Annotated in this window: 21 protein-coding genes and 1 pseudogene; 9 read left to right on the top strand and 13 right to left on the bottom strand. The window is 59.9% G+C overall.

The window, feature by feature from the left end:
- Positions 1-112 precede the first annotated feature (112 nt).
- A complete protein-coding gene (locus tag BLW62_RS08055; protein WP_090506599.1) occupies positions 113-670 on the top strand; it encodes a type 1 glutamine amidotransferase domain-containing protein in 558 nt (185 codons plus the stop codon).
- A gap of 6 nt (positions 671-676) precedes the next feature.
- Here the strand turns inward: BLW62_RS08055 and BLW62_RS08050 are convergent, their stop codons facing one another.
- Positions 677-1798 carry a pyridoxal phosphate-dependent aminotransferase gene (locus BLW62_RS08050; RefSeq protein WP_090506598.1) on the bottom strand — a complete coding sequence of 374 codons (1122 nt, stop codon included), beginning with the start codon at positions 1796-1798 and terminating at the stop codon, positions 677-679.
- Between the two features lie 144 nt (positions 1799-1942).
- Here BLW62_RS08050 and BLW62_RS08045 point away from each other — a divergent pair, with 144 nt between their 5' ends.
- The 3 genes from BLW62_RS08045 to BLW62_RS08035 all read left to right on the top strand — a co-directional run bounded on the left by BLW62_RS08045 (position 1943) and on the right by BLW62_RS08035 (position 3539).
- Complete coding sequence (locus BLW62_RS08045) at positions 1943-2599, top strand: DUF6517 family protein (protein ID WP_090506597.1); 657 nt, start codon at positions 1943-1945, stop codon at positions 2597-2599.
- Positions 2600-2756: 157 nt separating this feature from the next.
- Positions 2757-3131 (top strand): hypothetical protein, encoded by a 375-nt coding sequence (locus BLW62_RS08040; protein ID WP_139305385.1) that lies wholly within the window; start codon positions 2757-2759, stop codon positions 3129-3131.
- A 186-nt stretch (positions 3132-3317) separates the two neighbouring features.
- Positions 3318-3539 (top strand): hypothetical protein, encoded by a 222-nt coding sequence (locus tag BLW62_RS08035; protein WP_090506595.1) that lies wholly within the window; start codon positions 3318-3320, stop codon positions 3537-3539.
- 158 nt (positions 3540-3697) lie between these two features.
- Here the strand turns inward: BLW62_RS08035 and BLW62_RS08030 are convergent, their stop codons facing one another.
- Positions 3698-4060, bottom strand: coding sequence for a helix-turn-helix domain-containing protein (locus BLW62_RS08030; protein WP_090506594.1), 363 nt, complete (start codon positions 4058-4060; stop codon positions 3698-3700).
- Here BLW62_RS08030 and BLW62_RS18605 point away from each other — a divergent pair.
- Positions 4059-4214 (top strand): hypothetical protein, encoded by a 156-nt coding sequence (locus BLW62_RS18605; protein WP_175459707.1) that lies wholly within the window; start codon positions 4059-4061, stop codon positions 4212-4214. The two genes, BLW62_RS08030 and BLW62_RS18605, sit on opposite strands and share 2 nt — an antisense overlap.
- Before the next feature lie 207 nt (positions 4215-4421).
- On the opposite strand, the gene BLW62_RS08025 is transcribed toward BLW62_RS18605, so the two are convergent.
- Both BLW62_RS08025 and BLW62_RS08020 read right to left on the bottom strand, forming a co-directional pair.
- Complete coding sequence (locus tag BLW62_RS08025) at positions 4422-5285, bottom strand: 2-oxoacid:ferredoxin oxidoreductase subunit beta (protein ID WP_090506593.1); 864 nt, start codon at positions 5283-5285, stop codon at positions 4422-4424.
- A complete protein-coding gene (locus BLW62_RS08020; protein WP_090506592.1) occupies positions 5282-7039 on the bottom strand; it encodes a 2-oxoacid:acceptor oxidoreductase subunit alpha in 1758 nt (585 codons plus the stop codon). Before BLW62_RS08020 ends, BLW62_RS08025 begins: the two co-directional genes overlap by 4 nt.
- A gap of 321 nt (positions 7040-7360) precedes the next feature.
- On the opposite strand from BLW62_RS08020, the gene BLW62_RS08015 reads away from it, so the two are divergent.
- Together BLW62_RS08015 and BLW62_RS08010 are read left to right on the top strand one after the other, a co-directional pair.
- Entirely contained in the window at positions 7361-8038 is a 678-nt protein-coding gene (locus BLW62_RS08015; protein WP_090506591.1) for a ferredoxin--NADP reductase, read from the top strand.
- Positions 8039-8170: 132 nt separating this feature from the next.
- Positions 8171-8554 carry a hypothetical protein gene (locus tag BLW62_RS08010; protein WP_090506590.1) on the top strand — a complete coding sequence of 128 codons (384 nt, stop codon included), beginning with the start codon at positions 8171-8173 and terminating at the stop codon, positions 8552-8554.
- Positions 8555-8633: 79 nt separating this feature from the next.
- Here BLW62_RS08010 and mce read toward each other — a convergent pair whose 3' ends face one another.
- The 5 genes from mce to BLW62_RS07985 all read right to left on the bottom strand — a co-directional run bounded on the left by mce (position 8634) and on the right by BLW62_RS07985 (position 13417).
- Positions 8634-9017: a methylmalonyl-CoA epimerase gene (gene mce / locus BLW62_RS08005; protein ID WP_090506589.1), complete on the bottom strand. Its 384-nt coding sequence runs from the start codon at positions 9015-9017 to the stop codon at positions 8634-8636.
- A gap of 79 nt (positions 9018-9096) precedes the next feature.
- Entirely contained in the window at positions 9097-10779 is a 1683-nt protein-coding gene (locus BLW62_RS08000) for an acyl-CoA mutase large subunit family protein (protein ID WP_090506588.1), read from the bottom strand.
- Between the two features lie 182 nt (positions 10780-10961).
- Positions 10962-11546, bottom strand: a complete 585-nt coding sequence (locus tag BLW62_RS07995) for a GNAT family N-acetyltransferase (RefSeq protein WP_090507539.1) — start codon at positions 11544-11546, stop codon at positions 10962-10964.
- Between the two features lie 149 nt (positions 11547-11695).
- On the bottom strand, positions 11696-12616 hold the full coding sequence (locus tag BLW62_RS07990) for a phosphatase PAP2 family protein (protein ID WP_090506587.1): 921 nt from the start codon (positions 12614-12616) through the stop codon (positions 11696-11698).
- A 135-nt stretch (positions 12617-12751) separates the two neighbouring features.
- Positions 12752-13417 (bottom strand): HAD family hydrolase, encoded by a 666-nt coding sequence (locus tag BLW62_RS07985; protein WP_090507538.1) that lies wholly within the window; start codon positions 13415-13417, stop codon positions 12752-12754.
- A gap of 206 nt (positions 13418-13623) precedes the next feature.
- On the opposite strand from BLW62_RS07985, the gene BLW62_RS07980 reads away from it, so the two are divergent.
- The gene (locus tag BLW62_RS07980; RefSeq protein ID WP_090506586.1) at positions 13624-15300 is read left to right on the top strand and encodes an aldehyde ferredoxin oxidoreductase C-terminal domain-containing protein; all 1677 of its coding nucleotides are present in this window, start codon (positions 13624-13626) and stop codon (positions 15298-15300) included.
- Between the two features lie 30 nt (positions 15301-15330).
- Here the strand turns inward: BLW62_RS07980 and BLW62_RS07975 are convergent, their stop codons facing one another.
- The 4 genes and pseudogenes from BLW62_RS07975 to BLW62_RS07960 form a co-directional block, all read right to left on the bottom strand.
- Positions 15331-15657, bottom strand: coding sequence for a ubiquitin-like small modifier protein 1 (locus tag BLW62_RS07975; RefSeq protein ID WP_245726693.1), 327 nt, complete (start codon positions 15655-15657; stop codon positions 15331-15333).
- 440 nt (positions 15658-16097) lie between these two features.
- Entirely contained in the window at positions 16098-16760 is a 663-nt protein-coding gene (locus BLW62_RS07970) for a helix-turn-helix domain-containing protein (protein ID WP_090506585.1), read from the bottom strand.
- A 117-nt stretch (positions 16761-16877) separates the two neighbouring features.
- A pseudogene (locus BLW62_RS07965) lies at positions 16878-17401 on the bottom strand (YciE/YciF ferroxidase family protein).
- A gap of 68 nt (positions 17402-17469) precedes the next feature.
- A complete protein-coding gene (locus BLW62_RS07960) occupies positions 17470-18882 on the bottom strand; it encodes a uracil-xanthine permease family protein (protein WP_090506584.1) in 1413 nt (470 codons plus the stop codon).
- Positions 18883-19260: 378 nt separating this feature from the next.
- Between BLW62_RS07960 and BLW62_RS07955 the strand changes: the two genes are divergently transcribed.
- Positions 19261-19704 carry an ester cyclase gene (locus BLW62_RS07955; RefSeq protein ID WP_175459706.1) on the top strand — a complete coding sequence of 148 codons (444 nt, stop codon included), beginning with the start codon at positions 19261-19263 and terminating at the stop codon, positions 19702-19704.
- Positions 19705-19860: the final 156 nt, after the last annotated feature.

The raw sequence follows: 19860 nt of genomic DNA, 5'->3' as shown, positions 1-19860 counted from the left end.
TATAAACGTGCACTCTCCCCGGTCAGTCGTCGACGCGCGCGTAGATCGCCGTGTTCGCTGACTGCACCAGCAAGTCCAACGCTTGTCCGTCCGCTGGGTGCAGGGACGGGTGATGAGCAATTCAGACGATCACGATCTCGAAGGTGTCGACGTCGCGATCTTCCTCGCACAGGAAGGGGCGGAAGAAGTCGAGTTCACCGAACCGAAGCAAGCCGTCGAAGACGCCGGCGCATCGGTCGACGTCGTCGGCCACGAAACCGGCGGCGGCCAGACGGTCACCAACGACCTCGAGGAGAGCGACGCGTACGAAATCAAGACGACGTTCGGGGAGGTCTCGGCCGAGGACTACGACGGGATAATCGTTCCCGGCGGTACCGTCGGCGCCGACACCCTTCGGACGCGCGAGGCCGGCGTCGACCTCCTTCGGGCGCACATCGAGGACGGAAAGCCCACCGCCGTGATCTGCCACGGCCCCTGGACACTGATCGAAGCGGGCGTCGTCGACGGTCGGACGCTGACCTCCTACCACAGCCTTCAGACCGACGTTCGCAACGCCGGCGGCGAGTGGGTCGACGAGGAGGTCGTCACGGACGACGGACTGATCACCAGTCGAAACCCGGACGATCTGAACGCCTTCTGTGAGACGATTCTCGAGGAGTTCAGTCGCTGATCGGCGCTATCGAACCGCCTGCGTCGCCGCGTCGATAATTTCGAGGGCGTCTTTCAACTCCTCCATCCCCGTCGCGTACGAGAGGCGGGCGTAGCCCTCGCCGTTCGCGCCGAAGGCGTCGCCGGGGACGACGACGACGTCGCGCTCGAGCACTTCCTCACACCACCCCTCGGGGACTTTCGGCATCACGTAGAACGCTCCCTCGGGTTTCGGAACCTCGAGACCGGCGTCTTCGAGGCCGTCGAGGACGACGTCCCGGCGGTCTTCGAAGGCCGCGACCATTTCGTCGACCGGATCCTGTGGGCCGGTCAGTGCGGCTTCGGCGGCGTACTGTGCGGGCGCGGAGGCACACGCCTGGCCGTACTGGTGGACGCGAAGCATGCGTTCGATACGCGGGTTTGCGCCGACGACCCAGCCGAGTCGCCAGCCCGTCATCGAGTACGTCTTCGAGCAGGCGCTGACGGTGACCACGTTGTCCGACTCGGCGAACTCGAGTGGCGGGTGGTGCTCGCCGTCGAAGACGATGTGTTCGTACACCTCGTCGGAGACACAAAGCACGTCGTGTTCGTCCGCGATGCGTGCGAACTCGCGCATGTCTTCCTCGCTCTGGACGGCACCCGTCGGGTTGGCCGGGCTGTTGACGACGAACACCGCGGTGTCGTCGGTGATCGCGTCTTCGACCGCTGCGGGATCGAGCGTGAGATCCTCGCGGAGGCCGACTGGCTTCGGCGTCCCGTTCGCGATTGTCGTCAGCGCGTCGTAGGAGACGAATCCCGGATCCGGGAAGATAACTTCCTCACCCGGATCGACGTGGGCCTGTAAGACGAGATGGAGCGCTTCGCTGCCGCCCGAGGTCGCGATGATGTCCTCCGGGTCGACCTCGAGGCCGTAGGTTCGGTCGTACTTCGCGGCGATGGCTTCTCGGAGCGAACGCGTCCCCTTGTTCGAGGTGTAAGCGTCGCTCTGGCCGGATTCGATCGCCTCGATCGCCCCGCGACGGGCGTGTGCCGGCGTCGGAAAGTCCGGTTGGCCGATACCGAGGTTGATCGCGTCCTCACCCGCAGCATCGAAGACTTCTCGAATACCGCTGATCGACACCTGCTCGACTCGTCGTGCGAACTCGGTCATACCTAGAGGGTGGTGTGGACCCCGATAACTCTTGATGTGTCTGAACCCGCGTGCGAACGCGACCGAGACTGTCGCCGACACTGTCTTGTCTTCCCCGCTGAACGTTCCACAACTCATATACCGATTCTGCCGAATGTGGTGTCTATGAACTACTCTCGACGATCACTTCTCGCGGCCGGGGCAACTGGCGGATTAGCACTCACTGCGGGCTGTCTCGATTTCGTGCGTGGCGATGGGCCACTGGAACTCTCCGCGGAGCAAGTCACACCAACCGAGGAGGCACTCGAGGAAACGGCGTACGACGAGTACGATATCGACGAGCAATCGATGGAAGAAACGGTCGACGTCGGCATCGAGCGCGATATCGAGGCGACGATCTGGAGTTCGGTCTACTCGAAAGAGATCGATTTCCAAGGATTCGAGGAGGAAGCCTGTTTCTTCGCCGCCATCTCGATTCCGGACGTCTCGGTACTGGGCTACTCGCTCAATCCGATCGAAGACATGGACAACGAGGAGTTACTCGAGGAGTTCATGAGCGAGATTGACAGCGAGCACGCGGATTTCGACAACGTCTCCCACGCGGACTCGTTCTCGCTCGATATCCTCGACGACAGCCGCGACGTCGATCGATTCGAGGGAGAGACCGAAATCGCCGGTCAGCAAGTCGACGTCGATATCGGCGTGGCGTCCTTCAGCCACGACGACGACGTCCTCGTCTTGCTCAGCAGCTATCCGGCCGACATCGAGGAAGAATCGGAGTACGCAGACACGCTGATGGAATCAGTCGAACACCCCGCGTAGGCACCATTTCGCGTGAGTATTGGGGCGATTCTCACGGAGAGCACATCGGACTCTAGTTGTCGAGGCCGTCTGGGGTCTCACTCCGACAAAGCATTTACAGATCCATATTGTAGACAGAATTATGAATCGGCGAAGATTGTTGCTTGGGAGTGTGCCGATGATTGGTATCGCAGGCTGCGTCGACAATTTGGGTGAAGGGTCGAGTGATACTGTACCTGAAGACACTGAAGGTAGCTCAGACGATGTCGATGAGGATTATTCACGTGCGGAGGGTACTACCATGGTGGAAGTAGATGTCGATGCTGGCTTTGAGGGAGAAGTAGTCCTCGAGGCAGAGTGTCGAGGAAAACAGTTCAAAATTGACTCGGGGGAAGAGTTCGGTGTTCGGCGGGAGGAAGATGCAGAGTCTTGTTCATTCGAGATATCTATCGATGGAGAGAAGGCGTACGAAGGGAGTGTCGGCGGATCGGACCGCTATCAAGCGGAGGTAACAGTGAACGGAGAAATTAAGTCAGCGGTTGACACGATATAACGTGATCAGGGTAACTTCCTCGTTCGAACTCGAGTCCAGCGAATACGCTGACGGCAGCTGCGACCTCAACGCAGTTCCCTTCATCAACTCATCAGTTTACCTCGAGCCACGGGGAGTAACTATCCAAACTGAACGCGAACTGTGTCATCAGAAGAGACTATAGAACCGCGCTGACTACGATACGACATGGGTCAAAATCCCGTCGAGGACAATTTTGTCACACGAATCATCCTCGGTCTTGCGGTGATTTACGCGATGATGGTCGCCGGTGGGACGCTCGGAGAGTCCTTCGCTGGCCTCGAAATTCCATACGCAGAGTGGATTGGCGTCGCCGTCGGTGCAATGCTCGTCTTCGCCGTATTTATTCCACTGTACCGATGGTACGACGCCTCGTACAGTAGCGAATAGGAATTCGACGCACCCCGTTGCGGTCGGTATCTGTACCGAATGCGACGACCGAACGAGACGACCAGTGGGTAGTCGAGCGACGACCGACCGTAACGCGGCGAGTGAACGGAGAACGGCGACCGGACGATGAACGGGAAAATTCAGCGTCCGTTACCGACTCAGGATTCGAGGACGGACGTCCCGAAGACGGCTTTCACCAGTCTCGATTCTGCCGCTCGTAAGCGCTGTGACACGGCCGACTCCGAAATCGCTAACTCCGCTGCTAACGGCCCAAGACCGACCGCTCGAGGCCGTCGATAGTACCCCAGTTGGTACGCCAACTCGAGGGCTTCCCACTGTTTTGCTGTGAGCGGGCTGACGTCGATCGTCGCCGTCGACCGGTCGCCGTCGTGGACGGATACCGTCGCGACTTGTATCGACGACTCGAGAGCTTCGAGTCGCTCGAAGACGTCTCGGACGGTCTCCGGCTCCGCGGCAAGCATCGAGACGGTGACGCGAGTCGGCGCTGGTGGCTCGCTCATGCTCCTCGCGCGGCGTCGGATCGGGCCGTTGCTGACATTTCGATACCGACACCGCTGCGTCCTCGAGGCGACGTGCGAAACGACGCCGGGTGGACAGAAGAAACGCGTGCGGTTCTCGAGCACCGTCGTCGAAATTGCTGTTCACGGACGCTGATCGGAGCGATATCGTCGTCGGGCGTATTTTCGTTCATGCACGGTCGATATGGAACGACAACCATCCTTGCTCCGTCGCTGGATATTACAGTAATTCAAAACGCGGGGAACGTCTGGCGCACAGACGAGCGATGCGGTAGCGAATGCAGGCGCTTCGCTGGGGGCTGAGGTGTTCAAAACATTACCGGTCCAAAACTGCGGGCGGTCGTTAGTAGAACTCGCGGACGAGGTCCATTGCGTCTTCCGGCGCGCCGTCAGGGATTTCGGACATGTCCTCGGTGACGCCGTGTTGTTCGTGATACGGAACGGACTCGTCGTCCTGGTACATCACGCCCTGATACTCTTTGTCGCTGTCGAGGATGACCTCTTTGGCAGCCTCGTAGTCGTTTGGATCGTGACCCTCTTCTTGCAGGTCGACTAAGCTGTCGCGGAAGTAGTCGTAGGTGTCGACGTCGTTGAACGTGACACACGGGCTGAAGACGTTGACGAAGCCGAAGCCGTCGTGTTCGATGGCTTCCTGGATGATCTCCTGGTGTCGAAGCGCGTCGGAGGCGAACGACTGGGCGATGAAGGATGCGCCCGAAGCCAGTGCGAGTGCGAGCGGGTTGACTGGCGGCTGTTTCGGTCCTTCTGGGGTCGTCGAGGTCTCGAAGTCCGAGCGCGAGGTCGGCGAGGCCTGCCCCTTCGTCAGGCCGTAGATGCGGTTGTCCATGACGACGTAGGACATGTCGACGTTCCGGCGGACGGCGTGGACGAAGTGACCGGCACCAATCGAGTAGCCGTCACCGTCTCCGCCGGCGACCATCACTTCAATGTCGGGTCGCGCCATCTTGACGCCTGTGCCGACCGGCAGCGCGCGACCGTGAACCCCGTGCAGCGCGTAGCTGTGCATGTAGGTCCCGATCTTGCCGGAACAGCCGATTCCGGCGACCACGAACGTGTTGTCCGGATCGTTGCCGGTCTCGGCGAGGCCTTTCATCATACCGTTCATCGTCCCGAAGTCGCCGCAACCGGGACACCACGTGGGCTGTTTGTCGGATTTGAAGTCGGTGAATCGTACGTCGGAGCTCATTGTGCTGGTACCTCCTCGGAGAGTTGGTCGACAATCTGTTCGGCGAGTTCGTCCGCCTTGAAGCGGACGCCGGTGTACTTGTTGATGCGCTTGACGCGGGTAAGGGCGTCGTGTTCGATCACGTCGGCGAACTGTCCGGTCGCGTTACACTCGACGACGATTGTCTCCTCGGCAGCCTCGATCTCGTCGCTGAGATCAGGCCGTGGGAAGATGTAGGGAACCGAAATGACGCGCACGTCGACGCCATCGTCCTCGAGATAGTCGAGCGCTTCGATAAGTGCACCTTCGTTCGATCCCCACGAGATGACGAGGTTGTCGGCGTCCTCGTCGCCGAATTCGCGGTAATCCCAGTCCTCTTCGTTCTGTGCAGTTTCGACTTTACGGTAGCGTTTGTCGACTTGCTGAACGCGCTCGTCTTCCTCTTCTGTTCGGCGACCGAGTTCGTCGTGCTCGAGGCCGGTCGACATGTGTGCGCCGTCGACCGTGCCGGGTTTTGCGCGCGGACTGATGCCGTCATCGGTGACGGCGTGGGCGCGGAAGCGACCCTGCGAGTCGAGCCACTCGTCGACTTCGTCGTCTTCGACGAGTTTTCCGCGGTCGATTTCGACGTCGTCCATGTCGAATACTTCCGGTTCGAAGGTCTGTTCGGTGACGGCGAGTGCGAGGTCGGAGACCACGTAGACCGGTGTCTGATACTTCTCGGCGTAATTGAACGCCTCGACGGTCTTCCAGAAACACTCGGCGATCGTCGTCGGCGCGACGACGAAGCGTGGAATTTCGCCGTGGCCACCGTAGAGGGTCATGTTGAGGTCGCCCTGTTCTTGTTTCGTCGGCATCCCGGTCGAGGGGCCAGAGCGCATGACGTCGACGATGACGAGTGGCGTCTCGCTCGTCGCGATGAGTCCGAACGTCTCGGTCATCAGGTCGATCCCGGGGCCGGAGGTCGCAGTCATCGAGCGGGCACCGGCACGGGCACCACCGAGCGCCATGTTGATCGCCGACAGTTCGTCTTCGGCCTGGACAACGTGGCCGCCGTAGTCTTCGATCCGTCCCGTCAGGTACTCCATGACGTTCGTCGCGGGCGTGATCGGGTAGCCAGCGTAGAAGCGACAGCCGGCAGCGATGGCTCCCATCCCGATCGCCTCGTCACCGTTGAGCAGGACGTAGTCGTTGTCCGTCGTTTCGACGTTGTAGCCGAGGTGGTCGAGGTCGTAGTTCTCCTGAACGTACTCCTGACCGAGGCGTGCGGCCTCTTTGTTGTTCTCGACGATCTTCGAGCCCTTGCCACCGAAGCGTTTCTCGAGAGCCTCGTCGAGGTATTCGACGTCGAAGCCGGTGATTTCACACGCAGCACCGAGGGCGACGATATTGCGCATGATCGCACCGCCAGCATCCTCTGCGATCGATTTGAGTGGAACGTCGACTGCTTCGACTTCGTCTGGGATCTCGGCTTCCCACGAGCGTTCGCCGTCGTAGATGACGGCACTACCGTCGTGCAGTTCGTCGAGATTTTCGTCGATGGTTCGCTGTGTCAACGCGACGAGAATGTCCAGTCGATCCACGACGCTTTGGACGTCTTCGACGGACGTTCGAATCTTGTACGCTGTGTAGCCGCCGCGGATTCGCGACGCGAAATCTTTCGACGTGAATACGTGCCGTCCGGCTCGGGAAAGTGCCTGAGCGAAGATTTTTCCCGTGGAGTCGATACCGTCCCCGGCCTCGCCTCCAACCGCCCAGTTGAGATCCTCAGCCATGTTATGCCGAACCTTGCCCCCAGTAAATGAAAAGGCTTCTGAAAACCCAACCTCACTTCGACAACAGTCGATGATATGTTCGGCTAGCGAGGTTGTTTTCTATTAATCGTTACAGTCCTTCTGCGAGAAACCACACATGTTGAACTCTGGCAATAATCGCCAAATCAGACCCACTACTCCCGGTTTGGGTATCCTACCTCATGGGTTCGTCAATATTTGCCTCGAATTGAACGGGCCGGGGGATCCCACGACTGTCTATTTACACATTCGAGGACAGCGGGTAACGGAACGCCTTTTCGACGGGGCACCAAACGATCAGGCATGGCAATCGACGGGACACCGGTGACGGTCGAAGCGATACGCGAAGTTGGGAACGGCACAATTGCACTCGAACTCGAGGCACCCGAGGAGTTCGAGGCGCTCCCCGGCCAGTTCGTCTTGCTCCGGGCAGTCCCCGGCGAAGACGATCAGACGGCAGCCGACCTCGAGGAAGACGACGTCGTCATGCGCCACTACACGCTCTCCTCGCCGTCGGTAACGGACACGTTCGAAATCACGGTTGGAATCGACCCCGACGGCGAACTATCGCCCTGGCTCGCCGACTTCGAGGGCGGCGAAACCATCCACATCGAAGGACCCTTCGGCACGATCACCTACGACGGAGACCAGGACGTCGTCGCCGTCGCGGGCGGCCCCGGCGTCGGCCCCGCCGTTTCCATCGCCGAAGCGGCCCACGAGTCGGGTCACGACGCAACCGTGATCTATCAGGACGACGCGCCGGCCCACACCGACCGACTGGACGCCCTCGAGGACGCGGGCGCGGCTGTTACCGTTCTCGACGACGGTGATAGCGACGGACTCGCCGACGCAATCGAGACTCACCTCGAGGACGGGCAACTCTACGCCTTTGGCTTCGAATCGTTCGTGACGTTCGTCTCGGAAACGATCGAAGACGCCGGCGGCGACGCGGACGACGCGCTGATCGAGAACTTTGGGTAAACTCGACCGTCGTCGCTGGGCCACGCGCGCGTTCAAAAAATGCTTGCGATTGACTCGACTGTGCTCCTTTAGCTGGCATCCACTGATACGCAAGCACAGTAGCTACGCGGACACGATACTTTAGGAGCCGATATGGTCGACGATGACCTCGAACTCGAGCGAGACCTCGGTGAGGCAACGATCGTCTACGACGAACCCGACGAGGGAACCGTCAACAAGACGGTTCCAAACGAACACATCGCGTACTTCCAAGATCACTGGATCATCAAGACCGACGAGGACGAAGAGGGTCACGACATCGTCCGTCGGATACCCGCTCAACGAGTCCACTACGTCGAACGATCCGTCGAGCAGTTCGAAGAAGAAGTTCAAACCGTCGTCGATCAGGTCCAGTCGTTCGCTGCAGACCTGCGAACGAAGATTCCCGTCGGCGGCGGCAATAGTGGTGAGAAAGAGCGACCCGAGCCACATCGAATCAGTATCGATCGAGACGAAGACGGCGACTCGAGTCGGTAACTCGAACGCCGAATTTCGGCTTGGCTACGTCCTGTCGGCAGAAAGTAGCACTCGTTTTCCCGCTCCACTGGCGCGAGCGTCAGTGTTCGACTAACTCGAGGAGGATGCCGCCAGTATCCTTCGGGTGGAGGAACGCCACCGAGTGACCCCACGCACCGGGGCGCGGTTCCTCGTCGATCAGCGAAACGTCGTGTTCGCGCGCCGTCTCGAGGGCGGCCTCGATATCCTCCGTCGCGAGCGCGAGATGGTGAATACCCGACCCATTGGCCTCGAGATACTGCGCGATGGTCCCGTCTTCGAACGGCTCGAGGAGTTCGAAGTAGCCTTCACCACACTCGAGGAAGACGACGCGCATGCCGTCGAACTCCTCTTCGTGTGCGATCTCCAGTCCGAAGAGGTCCGAATACAGTTCCGCGAGTTCCTGTGCGTCCTCGGTCGCGATTCCGGCGTGCTCGAAGTGCATCGCTCGAGGGTTCGAGGTCGAACACAAATATTGATGTGGTTTCACCAGACCAGACTCGAAAAACGAAAGACGAGCGCTCTCAGACCGCGCTTCCCGGTTGATACTCGCCGAACTCGTCGCGGAGCACGTTACAGATCTCGCCGACTGTTGCGTACACTTTCACGGCGTCGATGATGTACGGCATCAGGTTGTCTTCGCCCTGAGCCGCCTCCCGGAGTGCTTCGAGTTTCGCCTCGACAGCGTCGTCGTCGCGTCCAGCACGCGTCGACTCGAGGCTATCGATCTGTCGTTGCTGGTCTTCTTCGGTGATCTCCTGTACGTCCATCTCGGGGTCTTCGTCGACTTCGAACTCGTTGACGCCGACGATGATGCGGTCGTTCGAATCGATTTCCTTCTGGCGATCGAACGACGTATCCTGAATCTGGCGCTGGACCCACTGTTGTTCGATCGCTTCGCGCATGCCGCCGCGTTCGTCGACTTCCTCGAGAATCTCGTAGGCTTCTTCCTCGACGTCGTCGGTGAGCGATTCGACGTAGTAGCTGCCGGCGAGTGGGTCGATCGTATCCGCAGCCCCGGACTCGTGAGCGAGAATTTGTTGGGTTCGCAGGGCCGTTCGGACGGATTCTTCGGTCGGCAGCGCGAGGGCCTCGTCCTTGCCGTTGGTGTGGAGACTCTGCGTGCCTCCGAGGACGGCGGCGAGTGCCTGATAGGCGACGCGGACGACGTTGTTCTCGATTTGTTGGGCAGTGAGCATCGAGCCCGCCGTCTGCGTGTGGAACTTGAGCTGTTTCGATTTGGGGTCGTTCGCGTCGAAACGTTCGTCGATGATGTCGTGCCACATTCGGCGAGCGGCGCGGAACTTCGCAACCTCCTCGAAGATGTTGTTGTGGCCGTTGAAGAAAAAGGAGAGTTGGGGTGCGAAGTCGTCGACGTCGAGGCCGGCTTCGATCGCCGTCTCGACGTACTCGATACCGTCACCGAGCGTAAACGCGAGTTCCTGTGCGGCCGTCGATCCAGCCTCTCGGATATGGTAGCCCGAAATCGAGATCGTGTTGAACTTTGGCGTCTCCGAGGCACAGAACTCGAAAATATCGGTGATGATCCGCATCGACGACTCTGGCGGGTAGATGTAGGTGTTTCGAGCGATGTACTCTTTGAGAATGTCGTTCTGAATCGTTCCGCGCAGTTGCTCGCGGTCGACTCCCTGCTGGTCACCGACGGCGATGTACATCGCGAGCAGGACGGACGCGGGCGCGTTGATCGTCATCGAGGTCGACACTTCGTCGAGTGGGATGCCGTCGAAGACGGTCTCCATGTCGGCGAGTGAGTCGATCGCCACGCCGGCCTTTCCGATCTCACCGGCCGACATGCTCGCGTCGGAGTCGTGACCCATCTGCGTCGGCAAGTCGAACGCCATCGAAAGCCCCGTCTGGCCCTGATCGAGCAGGTAGTGATAGCGCTCGTTGGTATCCTCGGGCGTCGAGAATCCGGCGTACTGACGCATCGTCCAGAGGCGACCACGATACCCCGTCGAATACACGCCGCGCGTGTACGGTGGCTCTCCGGGGTAACCCAGATCCTCCTGGTAATCCACGTCCGAGACATCCGCTGGCGTGTAGAGTCGATCGACCGATTGACCCCCCGTATCCGTCGTAAACGTCTCTTTTCGCTCGCCAAACCGATCCACCGTCGGCTCGACTTCCTCCTCGTGCCACTCCGCTTTCCCAGCGCGGATCTCCTCGAGATCGTCAGGATCGAACATTATCGTTACTCGACGACGGGGTGGGGCTTGAAGCTTCATGAACGCGGCCACTCTCGTCTCGAGTTCCACCGATCGCGACGGGTGAGTGCTGACACAACAGAATCACCACATCCACCGATCGCGTGAGGTCCAACTGATTCAGCGCCACCGAAACCGAATCGACACGATCGGCTCACTCCGCCTTAGTCACCGGTGTCGTACTTGTAGGTCGCCGAATCGGGATCGATCCCGAAATCCTCGGCCGACTCCTCGTTTGCGATCTCCTCGCGTTCCGCCGGCGCGCGTTTAAACGCCTCGCGAAGTCGATCTGGCACCCGAAAGCGATCCACGTCGATCGCGTAGGACGAAGCGCCGGGGTCGATCGTCTCGCGTTTGGCCTCGAGTCGATCCTGGAGCGGACCCGGAAGCGCGTCTTCCTCGATCCGTCGGAAGCCAAACTGCGCGAGATAACTCCCCTCACTCGTGAGCGAGTAGACGGTCTCGAACTCCTGATCTCCCGCGTACTCGACCAGTCGCTCGACGACGTGTGCACCGATTCCCTGTCCGCGCCAGCCCGTTAGGACGCCGATGCTGGTCAGTTCACAGATGACCTCGCCGTCGTCGGGTTTGTGAACGCGAATGCGACCGAACCCGGCCGTTTCGCCGGAGGTCTCGTCGACGGCGACGACATAATCGCGTGAACGAAACGCCGTGTCGTCGAGCCCCATCGTCTCGATGTGCTCGAGTAGCCAGGCCTCCTCTCTGTTTTTCGCGTCCCGAACGTACATGATTGGAAAGAGGGGTGCTGGCTCCAAAAGCGTTTGCGGCGGAACGTACGGTATCGGACTCCCAAGTTCGTCGGTCGGGCTTCGGCCTCGAGGTCGAAGCCCCTCGTGTGTCGAAGATCGAAAATGGTACTTGTAATCGAGTTCGGAGGTTACTCGGCCAGTGCTCGGCCGCGACGCTTCGCCGTCGACCACAGCTTCTGGGTTGGTGTGATCCACGGGACGAGAACGATGGCGGCCATGAACAGTGCGGAGAGTGCAGCGAGGAGTGCCTCGTTCCCCAGTTCCACCTCGGCGACGTACCACGTACACAGGACGATGCTGAGACCGACGACGGGGGCTATCGTTTCCCAGACGGTCCCGCGCATTCGCGTCGCGATCTGGGGTGCAAACTGCCAGGCGAGGAGCGCCCCGAATCCGCCGCCGAAGGCGATGTGTGCGTTTCGGCTCCCAACGTAACCGACGGCGATCAGGGCGACAACGAAACCGACCGCGAGGGCGACCGTCGTTTCGTCGATCGACAGCCGCTGGCTCACGAGTCGTCGGGCCGCATAAAACACGACGAGGAAGGCGAGCGCGTAGGCGATGCCACCGACGACGTCACCCGGATAGTGAACCGCCAGGCCGACTCGAGTGAACCCGACCCAGCCGATCGCGAGGAGACCGGCGACGGCGCGTTTTCGGAGCGTACTCACCGGTAGTTCGACGACGAGCATGCCGACGACGATCGTGACTGCCAGCGCGTGTCCGCTGGGAAAACTCGTCGTCGAGATGTGTGCAGCGTGGTCGTACAGCGGGTAGAACCAGCCGGGAAGCGCCTCAGCATCGATCGGTGGGCCGACAATCGGTCGACTCGAGGTGTAGTAGGACTTGGTGATCGACATCAGGCCGTAACAGCCGATCACGCCGCCGAGCCACGGCGCGACGAGGTCGCGATTAGCCCAGTAGGCACCGATGATCGAGGGGGCGATCAGGTAGATGCTACCGAAATACGAGAGGACGACCATGACGACCCCCACCCAGTGGGGAATAACGTCGCGGACGGCCTCGACCACAGCGGGATCAAACCACATTAGCCGATAGTTCAAATCAGCAACCAGTATTTCTTTCGGTTAGTGCAGAGAAGATATTGACGAGCGTCGAGAAGAGCGGGGCACAAGATGGGAGTCGTTGACACAGTAGCTAGCACGCAGTCGCCGAGAACGCCGTTAGGACTCGAGTAGTGGTGGCAACTCGGTGAGCGACGAGCAGTGATAGGTTGGATCGACACCGGAGGTGTCGTCCGGGTGAGAACACCTGTTCTCTCGAGAGAGCAACACCGAGTCGATGCCCGCGTTAGCGGCCGCCTGGACGTCGACACCACGGTCGCCGACGTAGAGCGCCGAGTCGGCCTCGAGCGTCTCCATCGCGGTTTCGATGTTCGTCGGATTGGGTTTTCGTCGAGCGAGTCCGTCCGGCGTCAGCGGACAGCCGTAGACGGTTTCGAAGACCGACCGGAGGCCGAATCGGTCGAGTAGTTTCGTTACGACGGTCGGATGATTGTCGCTGACGACGCCGAGAGAGACCGGGATCGAGCGAACGACGCGGACGTCGTCGAAGACGGAGCGCACGCCGCGTTCGACGTCGGCCAACTGCGTCTGGATCAACTCGCGAGCAGCCTGCGTGCAGAAGACGTCGGTGTCGATTTCGAGGGTCCGACACCGATTCGCGATCGCCTCGAAATCGCCCTGCATGAGTTCCTGGAACGTCTCGGCGGCCGGCCCCGACCGACCGAGTTTTTCGTACGTTCGTCCGAGTGCAGCGTACATGCGTTGTGAGGAGGGGGTCTCGACGACGACCCCATCGAAATCGAACAAGACCGCGTCGTAGTACATCAGTACGAACATGTACTCAGACGGAAATAAAAAGACTCCGTCAGACGTGCTGGAATCGAAAACAGTCGACGCCATGTAGCAGGCTTCACTCGAGGGGAGAGTCTCAGTCGGCGAAATGACGGTCAAAAGAGGTCACAGTCGAGGCGTGTTTCACCGTTCGCCGACACACTACAATACTAAGGTGTTGTCCCACTAACCGTGTGAACATGCTTCACGCGACAGGACCACTGCTCACCGTCGATGTCGGTGAGCGGCGTGCAACTGAGACGGCGATAGACGACCTCCTCGCGGACACTGTCGGCGGTCGAGCCACGGCAACGGCACTCGCACACGACCGAATTCCGTTCGACGCGGACCCCTTCGGACCCGAAAACCGTGCGTATCTCTCGACGGGGCCGCTCCAGCAGTCACAGATGTCCTTCACCGGGCGAATGAACATGACCGGCCTCTCGCCGTTGACCGACGGACTGGTCTCGACGAACGCCGGCGGCTACCTCTCGAGGAACTTCGTCGCAGCAGGCTACAGCGTCCTCGAGGTCGTCGGCGAGAGCGACGAGTTACTCGCGATTCACGTCACGGACGAGGGCGTCGAGTTCGAGGAAGTGCCCGAACTCGAGGGGGCGACCGTCCCCAAAACGTCGGAGCACGTCGAGCGAGAACGCGACCTGGGGGCCGAGCACTGTATCGCCATCGGCCCCGCTGGAGAGAACCTCGTCCGCTTCGCGTCAGTGATGACTTTCGACTCGCGGGCGTTCGGCCGCGGCGGCCTGGGTGCCGTCCTCGGTTCGAAGAACGTCAAGTGCGTCACGTTCGACGGCGATGTCGAGAATCCACTCGAGATTCCAAACCCGCCTGAGATGGACGTCCACCGCGAGGCCGCCCAATCGGACGACCTGATGCGCAGACAGGGGACGACCGGGAACACGGAGTTCATCAACGACAACTTCTCGCTGCCCACGAGGTACTTCCGGGAGTACGAGTTCGAGGATGCAGCAAACATCGGCGGCAACGCCGTCGAGGAGAAGAAGTACAAGAAAGGAGCCTGTTCGGCCTGCGCGTACGCCTGCAAACTCCCGACGCGAGACGAAGAACGCGGCGTCGAGACCGAAGGGCCGGAGTTCGAGACCGTCTACGCCTTCGGCTCTCAACAGGGTGTCGGCGACATCGTTGAGGTCATGAAGGGCAACGAACTTTGTGACACCCTCGGCATGGACACCATCTCCGCGGGGGTGACGGTCGCCGCCTACCTCGACAGCGAAGATGAGTTCGGCAACGCCGACCTCGCCCAGGAGATCACCGAGAAAATCGCCCACAGGGACGGAATCGGCGACACGCTCGCAGAGGGCGTCGCCCGCGCTCACGAAGCACTGGGCGTCGAGAACTACACGGTCAAAGGCATGGAGTTCGCCGCCCACGACGGTCGCGTCCTCCACGGGCAGGGGCTCTCCTATGCCGTGGCGAATCGGGGCGCAGACCACATGTACGCGAGCATGCTCAGTCCCGAGTACGCCGGCAAACTCGACCCCGAAGGAACGCTCGGCAAAGCGGAGACGCTCGTCGACCGCGAGAACCACAACGCCTTCCGCGATACGGGGATCGTCTGTGCCTTCGGCGACGACTACGTGACCGAAGAACGACTCGAGGAACTCTTCGATGCCGACTACGAGGACCTCATGGCCGTGGGCTCTCAGACGATCGAGCGCGAACGACACTTCAACAACCAGCGTGGCTTCGACAACGACGACGACGGCGTCCCCTACGACCTGCCGGACCTCGAGGCGGCGATCGACGAGTACTACGAGGCGCGAGCGTGGTCGGACGACGGCACCGTTCCCGACGCGAGAGTGGAGTCGGCGACCGACGCCGTCCCGTCCGACGACTAACTCTCCCTCTCTTGAATCAAACCGAACGGGTTACCCGCCGTACACTGACGGAACGAGGCGGATAACGTCGGTCTCCTCGAGTTCCGTCTCGAGGCCGTCGATGTGAGTCACGTTTCGCTTATTTTTCGTGACCACGGTCTCACCGGCGAGACCACTTTCGTCGTCAGCAACGAGTCGTCCCTCGAGTTCGGGATACGTCGACTCGAGTTCGCGAAGCAAATCGCCAGCGGTGCGTGCCTCGGTTTCGTACTGGACGGTCTTCTCGTCGATCGCTTCTCGAAACGGACCGAAAAAGATACACTCGAGTTGCATGCGATCTGACTCAACGCGTACGGCCTTGTACCCGACGGTTCCCATCGGGATGTCGGTTACCGCAGAACGGATGGGGTGCGATAAACGCTGTTATGGCGTCGGTTTCGAGAGCGCTTCGAACGCTTTGGATCCGCATCGACAGCCGTCTTTTCGGCCGATGATGTGGATCGAATCGTCGTCCAACAACCACGCCGAGTAAACTGCATCACACGTTCGACACTTTGCGGCAATCTTCGATCTGTTGTCCTCTCCTGACATGATAGACGTGGTCAAGTCCCTCGAAATAGTCTCGATTTGTCTCGTTCCGCATTGGTGACTGTTTTCGATGCTCGAGTCGCATTCGTGGCGGCTAGCGCGAGTGATACAGAACCGGTGTACCTGTGTCGGAACTCACTCATCACACACGCAGGTAGCGGTTGCGCCCCAATGGAACGAACGGTTGTATTGACCAATGGTTCATATAGCGCGTCTACAGCCGCGGAAAATCACGGCTCGTCGGGACTTCGAACGGCCAGCACGTTGGAGATGAGGTTCTTGTGCGCGTTGTGGAATCGTTTCGACAGCGCTTGCTGAGAAATTCCCATTTCGGTCGCTAACTCGTTCATCGTCACTTGCTGGGGGACCTCGTAGTACCCGGCCTCGAGGGCGTTGATCAACGTCTCTCGTTGCTTGGGCGTGAGATCGTACTGTGCACTCGCCATGGGCTGTTCTTGTTCCTGTAGCTGCGTGAGTTCGAACGAAACGTCGTTTTCCCCACAGTACTCGCGGAAGTCGAGGAGCATCTCCTGGTCGTCGAAACGCATTCGAAGCTCCCAGCGGTCGTCCTGTCCGGACGCCTGCAAGATGGTCGCACCGATTTCCACGTACGCGTAAATGACCGTCTCGATGTTTTCGGTCCACTCGGCACGATAGAGCTTGGCCCCCTCAACCACGTCGACTTCTGTGATATTCTTCACCGATTCGTCCTCCTCGAGCGCTCGCTCGAAATCCGACAACGTCCCGCCGCTGACCCAGAAGTACGGCATAATCCGATCTTTCATCGTCGCGACGACCCGCTCGATCTCGACGACCATCTCCGGCGCCGCCGTGAGCGTGTGATGGAGCGCAAGGTCCTCCGAGTGGACTGAAAATTCTGCAATAACTGCCATACGACAATCAAGTAATCGACCGGAATAAGCCCACGGCAGTCTCATGACGCCCCACTCGAGGAATCCACCCTCGTTCGAGAGACCACAACCTGCGTTTGCTCCGGCCCTCGAGCGTCGTTACGACGGTGTGAGCCAATCCCACATCGATTTCAGCTCAGTTGTGGATTCCATCGCCGACAGTTCGCGATACGCGGATTGCCCTCGTCGAAGTTCGACTCGAGTGGCTTTCGAATCTCGTCGTCGTAGCCGATCTGTGTCGCCATCGTCGAGAGCCCCTCGTAGGCGCTCATCTCGATTCCTTCCGTCATCATTGCCGCGTTCAGGGAGATCGTGTTGCGCAGATCGTCGTCTTCGATGGCGTCCTCGAGCATGCGTCGGTCTTGCTCGAGACCGTCGAGGATCGGTGCCTCGCGCTGTTCGGCTGGTCGGTCGAGCGCGGCGAACACGTCCTCGAGCCGCGTCACCTGCATGCGAATCTCGTCGCGATGATCTGCAACTCCCTTGCTCAGGCGGTCGTTGGTCGCGTTCGTCGCCATCTCGTCGAAGATTTCGACGAGTTCCTGCTCGGTGGTGTGCTGCTGGGCGAATTTGTGATGAAACAGTTGCTCAAGGTCGGATATCTGGTCGACACTGGTCCGCATAGGTGTCTCACCGCTGGAGAAGTCCGTGGTCGTGAGCCCCAAACACGCAGGCGGTGAGAACGACCGTGTCAGTCGTCACCCGGACCGACAGGTGCGGGTTCGGACTCTGTAGAGTGACCCGGTGAGCGGGCGTCGAAGAGTGGGCTTTGTTCGCCGGGGACGAACGTGTTGAGCAGCAGTGCGGAGAAGGCGGCCATGATGACGGGTTCGCCGAAGAACATCTCGGCCGAGGTAGGCAGTCCCTGCAGCGCTTCGGGCGTCGTCGCGACGCCGAGACCGAGCCCGATTGAGACGGCCACGATGACCATATTCCGTCGGTTGAGTTCGGTGTGGAGCACGATCAGCCTGACGCCGCTCGCGGCGACCATTCCGACCATGAGTAAGACGGCACCGCCGAAGACGGCGCTCGGAATGGTCGTGACGACGGTGGCGACGAGCGGACTTAGACCGAGGATCGCGAGGATTGCCCCGCAGACGCCGACGACGTGTCGACTCATCACGCCGGTGAAGGTCACGATACCGACGTTCTGGGAGAACGACGTGATCGGGAACGCGGCGAACAGCGAGCCGATCGAACTCAAGAAGCCGTCGTTGAACAGCGCGCCGCGGAACTCCCGGTCGGTCGGATTCCGCCCCTCGGCGGCCGTCACGCCCGACATATCGCCTACAGTTTCCATCGCCGAGACGAGGAACAAGAACGCGAACATCAGGATTGCAACGGGTTCGAACTCGAGGCCGAATCTCGTCGGTTCGGGGATAGCGACCACGGCGGCCTCGCTGAACTCGCCGAAGTCGATGAGGTCGTAGCCAAACTGTACGTCGAGGACGACGGCGACGACGTAGCCGATAGAGATGCCGGCGAGAATGCTCAACAGCCGTGCGATCCCGCGCGTGAACATGTTGAGACCGACTGAGATGGCGAAGACGAGTGCGGCCAACCCGAGGTTGTGCAAACTGCCGTACTCACCGGCTTCCTGGGCGGCGTCGCCGCCGGCAACGTAATCCATCCCCGTCGGAATGAGGTATAAGCCGATGATGACGACGACGAGGCCGGTGACGAGCGGCGGGAAGAAGGGTTTGACGCGTTTAAACTGCCAGCCGATGACGCCTTCGACGGCGAAGCCGCTGACGAGAATCGCGCCGAACACGGCTGCCATCCCGTAGTCGATGCCGATCGTCGCCGCTGCGCCCACGAACGTGAAACTCGAGCCCATCACGAGCGGCAGTTTTGCACCAATCGGACCGACCGTGTAGGCCTGGATGATCGTCGCGAGTCCCGAGAACAAGAGGACCATCTGGACGATGTAGGCCGTATCCGCCCCGCCGAGGCCGACGTCGCCGGCGACGATGTACGCGACTGCCGTCGCCGGGACGATCATGACTGCGACGTGTTGTAAGCCGAGGAGAATCGACTTCGGCCACGGCGGCCTGTCGTCGAGTTCGTATTCGAGTTGCATGCCCCCGTCCGTGCTGTCCGACATAGTATACTCGCTCGGTTGCGAGTCGTTGTACAAAAAATCTCGTATATACGAGTAGACCACCCTGTACAGAACACTAATATATGCATATATGTGTATAACAATTTGCTGCAAATCGATGCTGCGACCTGACGAACCGTCGATTCAACCGGGAGGACTCTATCGAAATCCGTTACGCTCGATCAAATGGGCCGTCACACAGGCTACGCTTGATAAGTCGACTCTCTTCTTCACTGCTCAAATGTGTCGATAACTCGATAAATATATCGTACGTGAATCATTGGTCGATATTTCCGAGACGGGTAACACAAAAAGATTGTTTGGAAAAAGAGCGGTGAAACTCATATCCTCATACGCCGTATAATGTGGTGTGAGTTGGCAATGAGCACGATAGAAGAAACCAAAGACGTCGTTCAGCGTACTTCCTACGACACGTACAGTGGGGCAGAAGAGCTGGACGTCATCGATGAACTCGTGGCCGATGACTTTGTCATGCACGATCCGTTTGCGCTCGTTGGCGAAGAAGTTCGTGGTCGTGACGGACTCAAAGAACACATCGAAGTAGCCCGAACCACCTTCCCCGACTTCGAGTACACGATCCACCACCTCATCGCTGCGGACGATATCGTCGCGGTCCACTTCACGGGCCGTGGGACCAACGAGGAAGCACCCCCGGGTCTAGATGTCGAACCGACCGGTGAGGTGGTCGAATTCGAAGGAATGGAGTTTGACCGGATCGAAGATGGCAAACTAGCTGAAACATGGCTCTTGACCGACGCGCTCGGGTTCTTAGAGCAACTCGGGGCCCTTCCGGACGAGGAGTAATCCGACGAAAGAGATTCGATTGCTTCTTTATCTCATCGACATCGGTCTCCGTATCTGCCGACTCGAATCGATTAATCGATACGGTAATTGAGACACGAGTCCCCACATATCGTCTCTTCCCATCGGTGTGTAACTGCGAAAGAAAACAGTGAGATT

Source organism: Natronorubrum sediminis (assembly GCF_900108095.1).
Lineage (GTDB): Archaea > Halobacteriota > Halobacteria > Halobacteriales > Natrialbaceae > Natronorubrum > Natronorubrum sediminis.
Note: the sequence above shows the minus strand (reverse complement) of the source record. Positions and strands in the feature narration are given on the sequence as shown.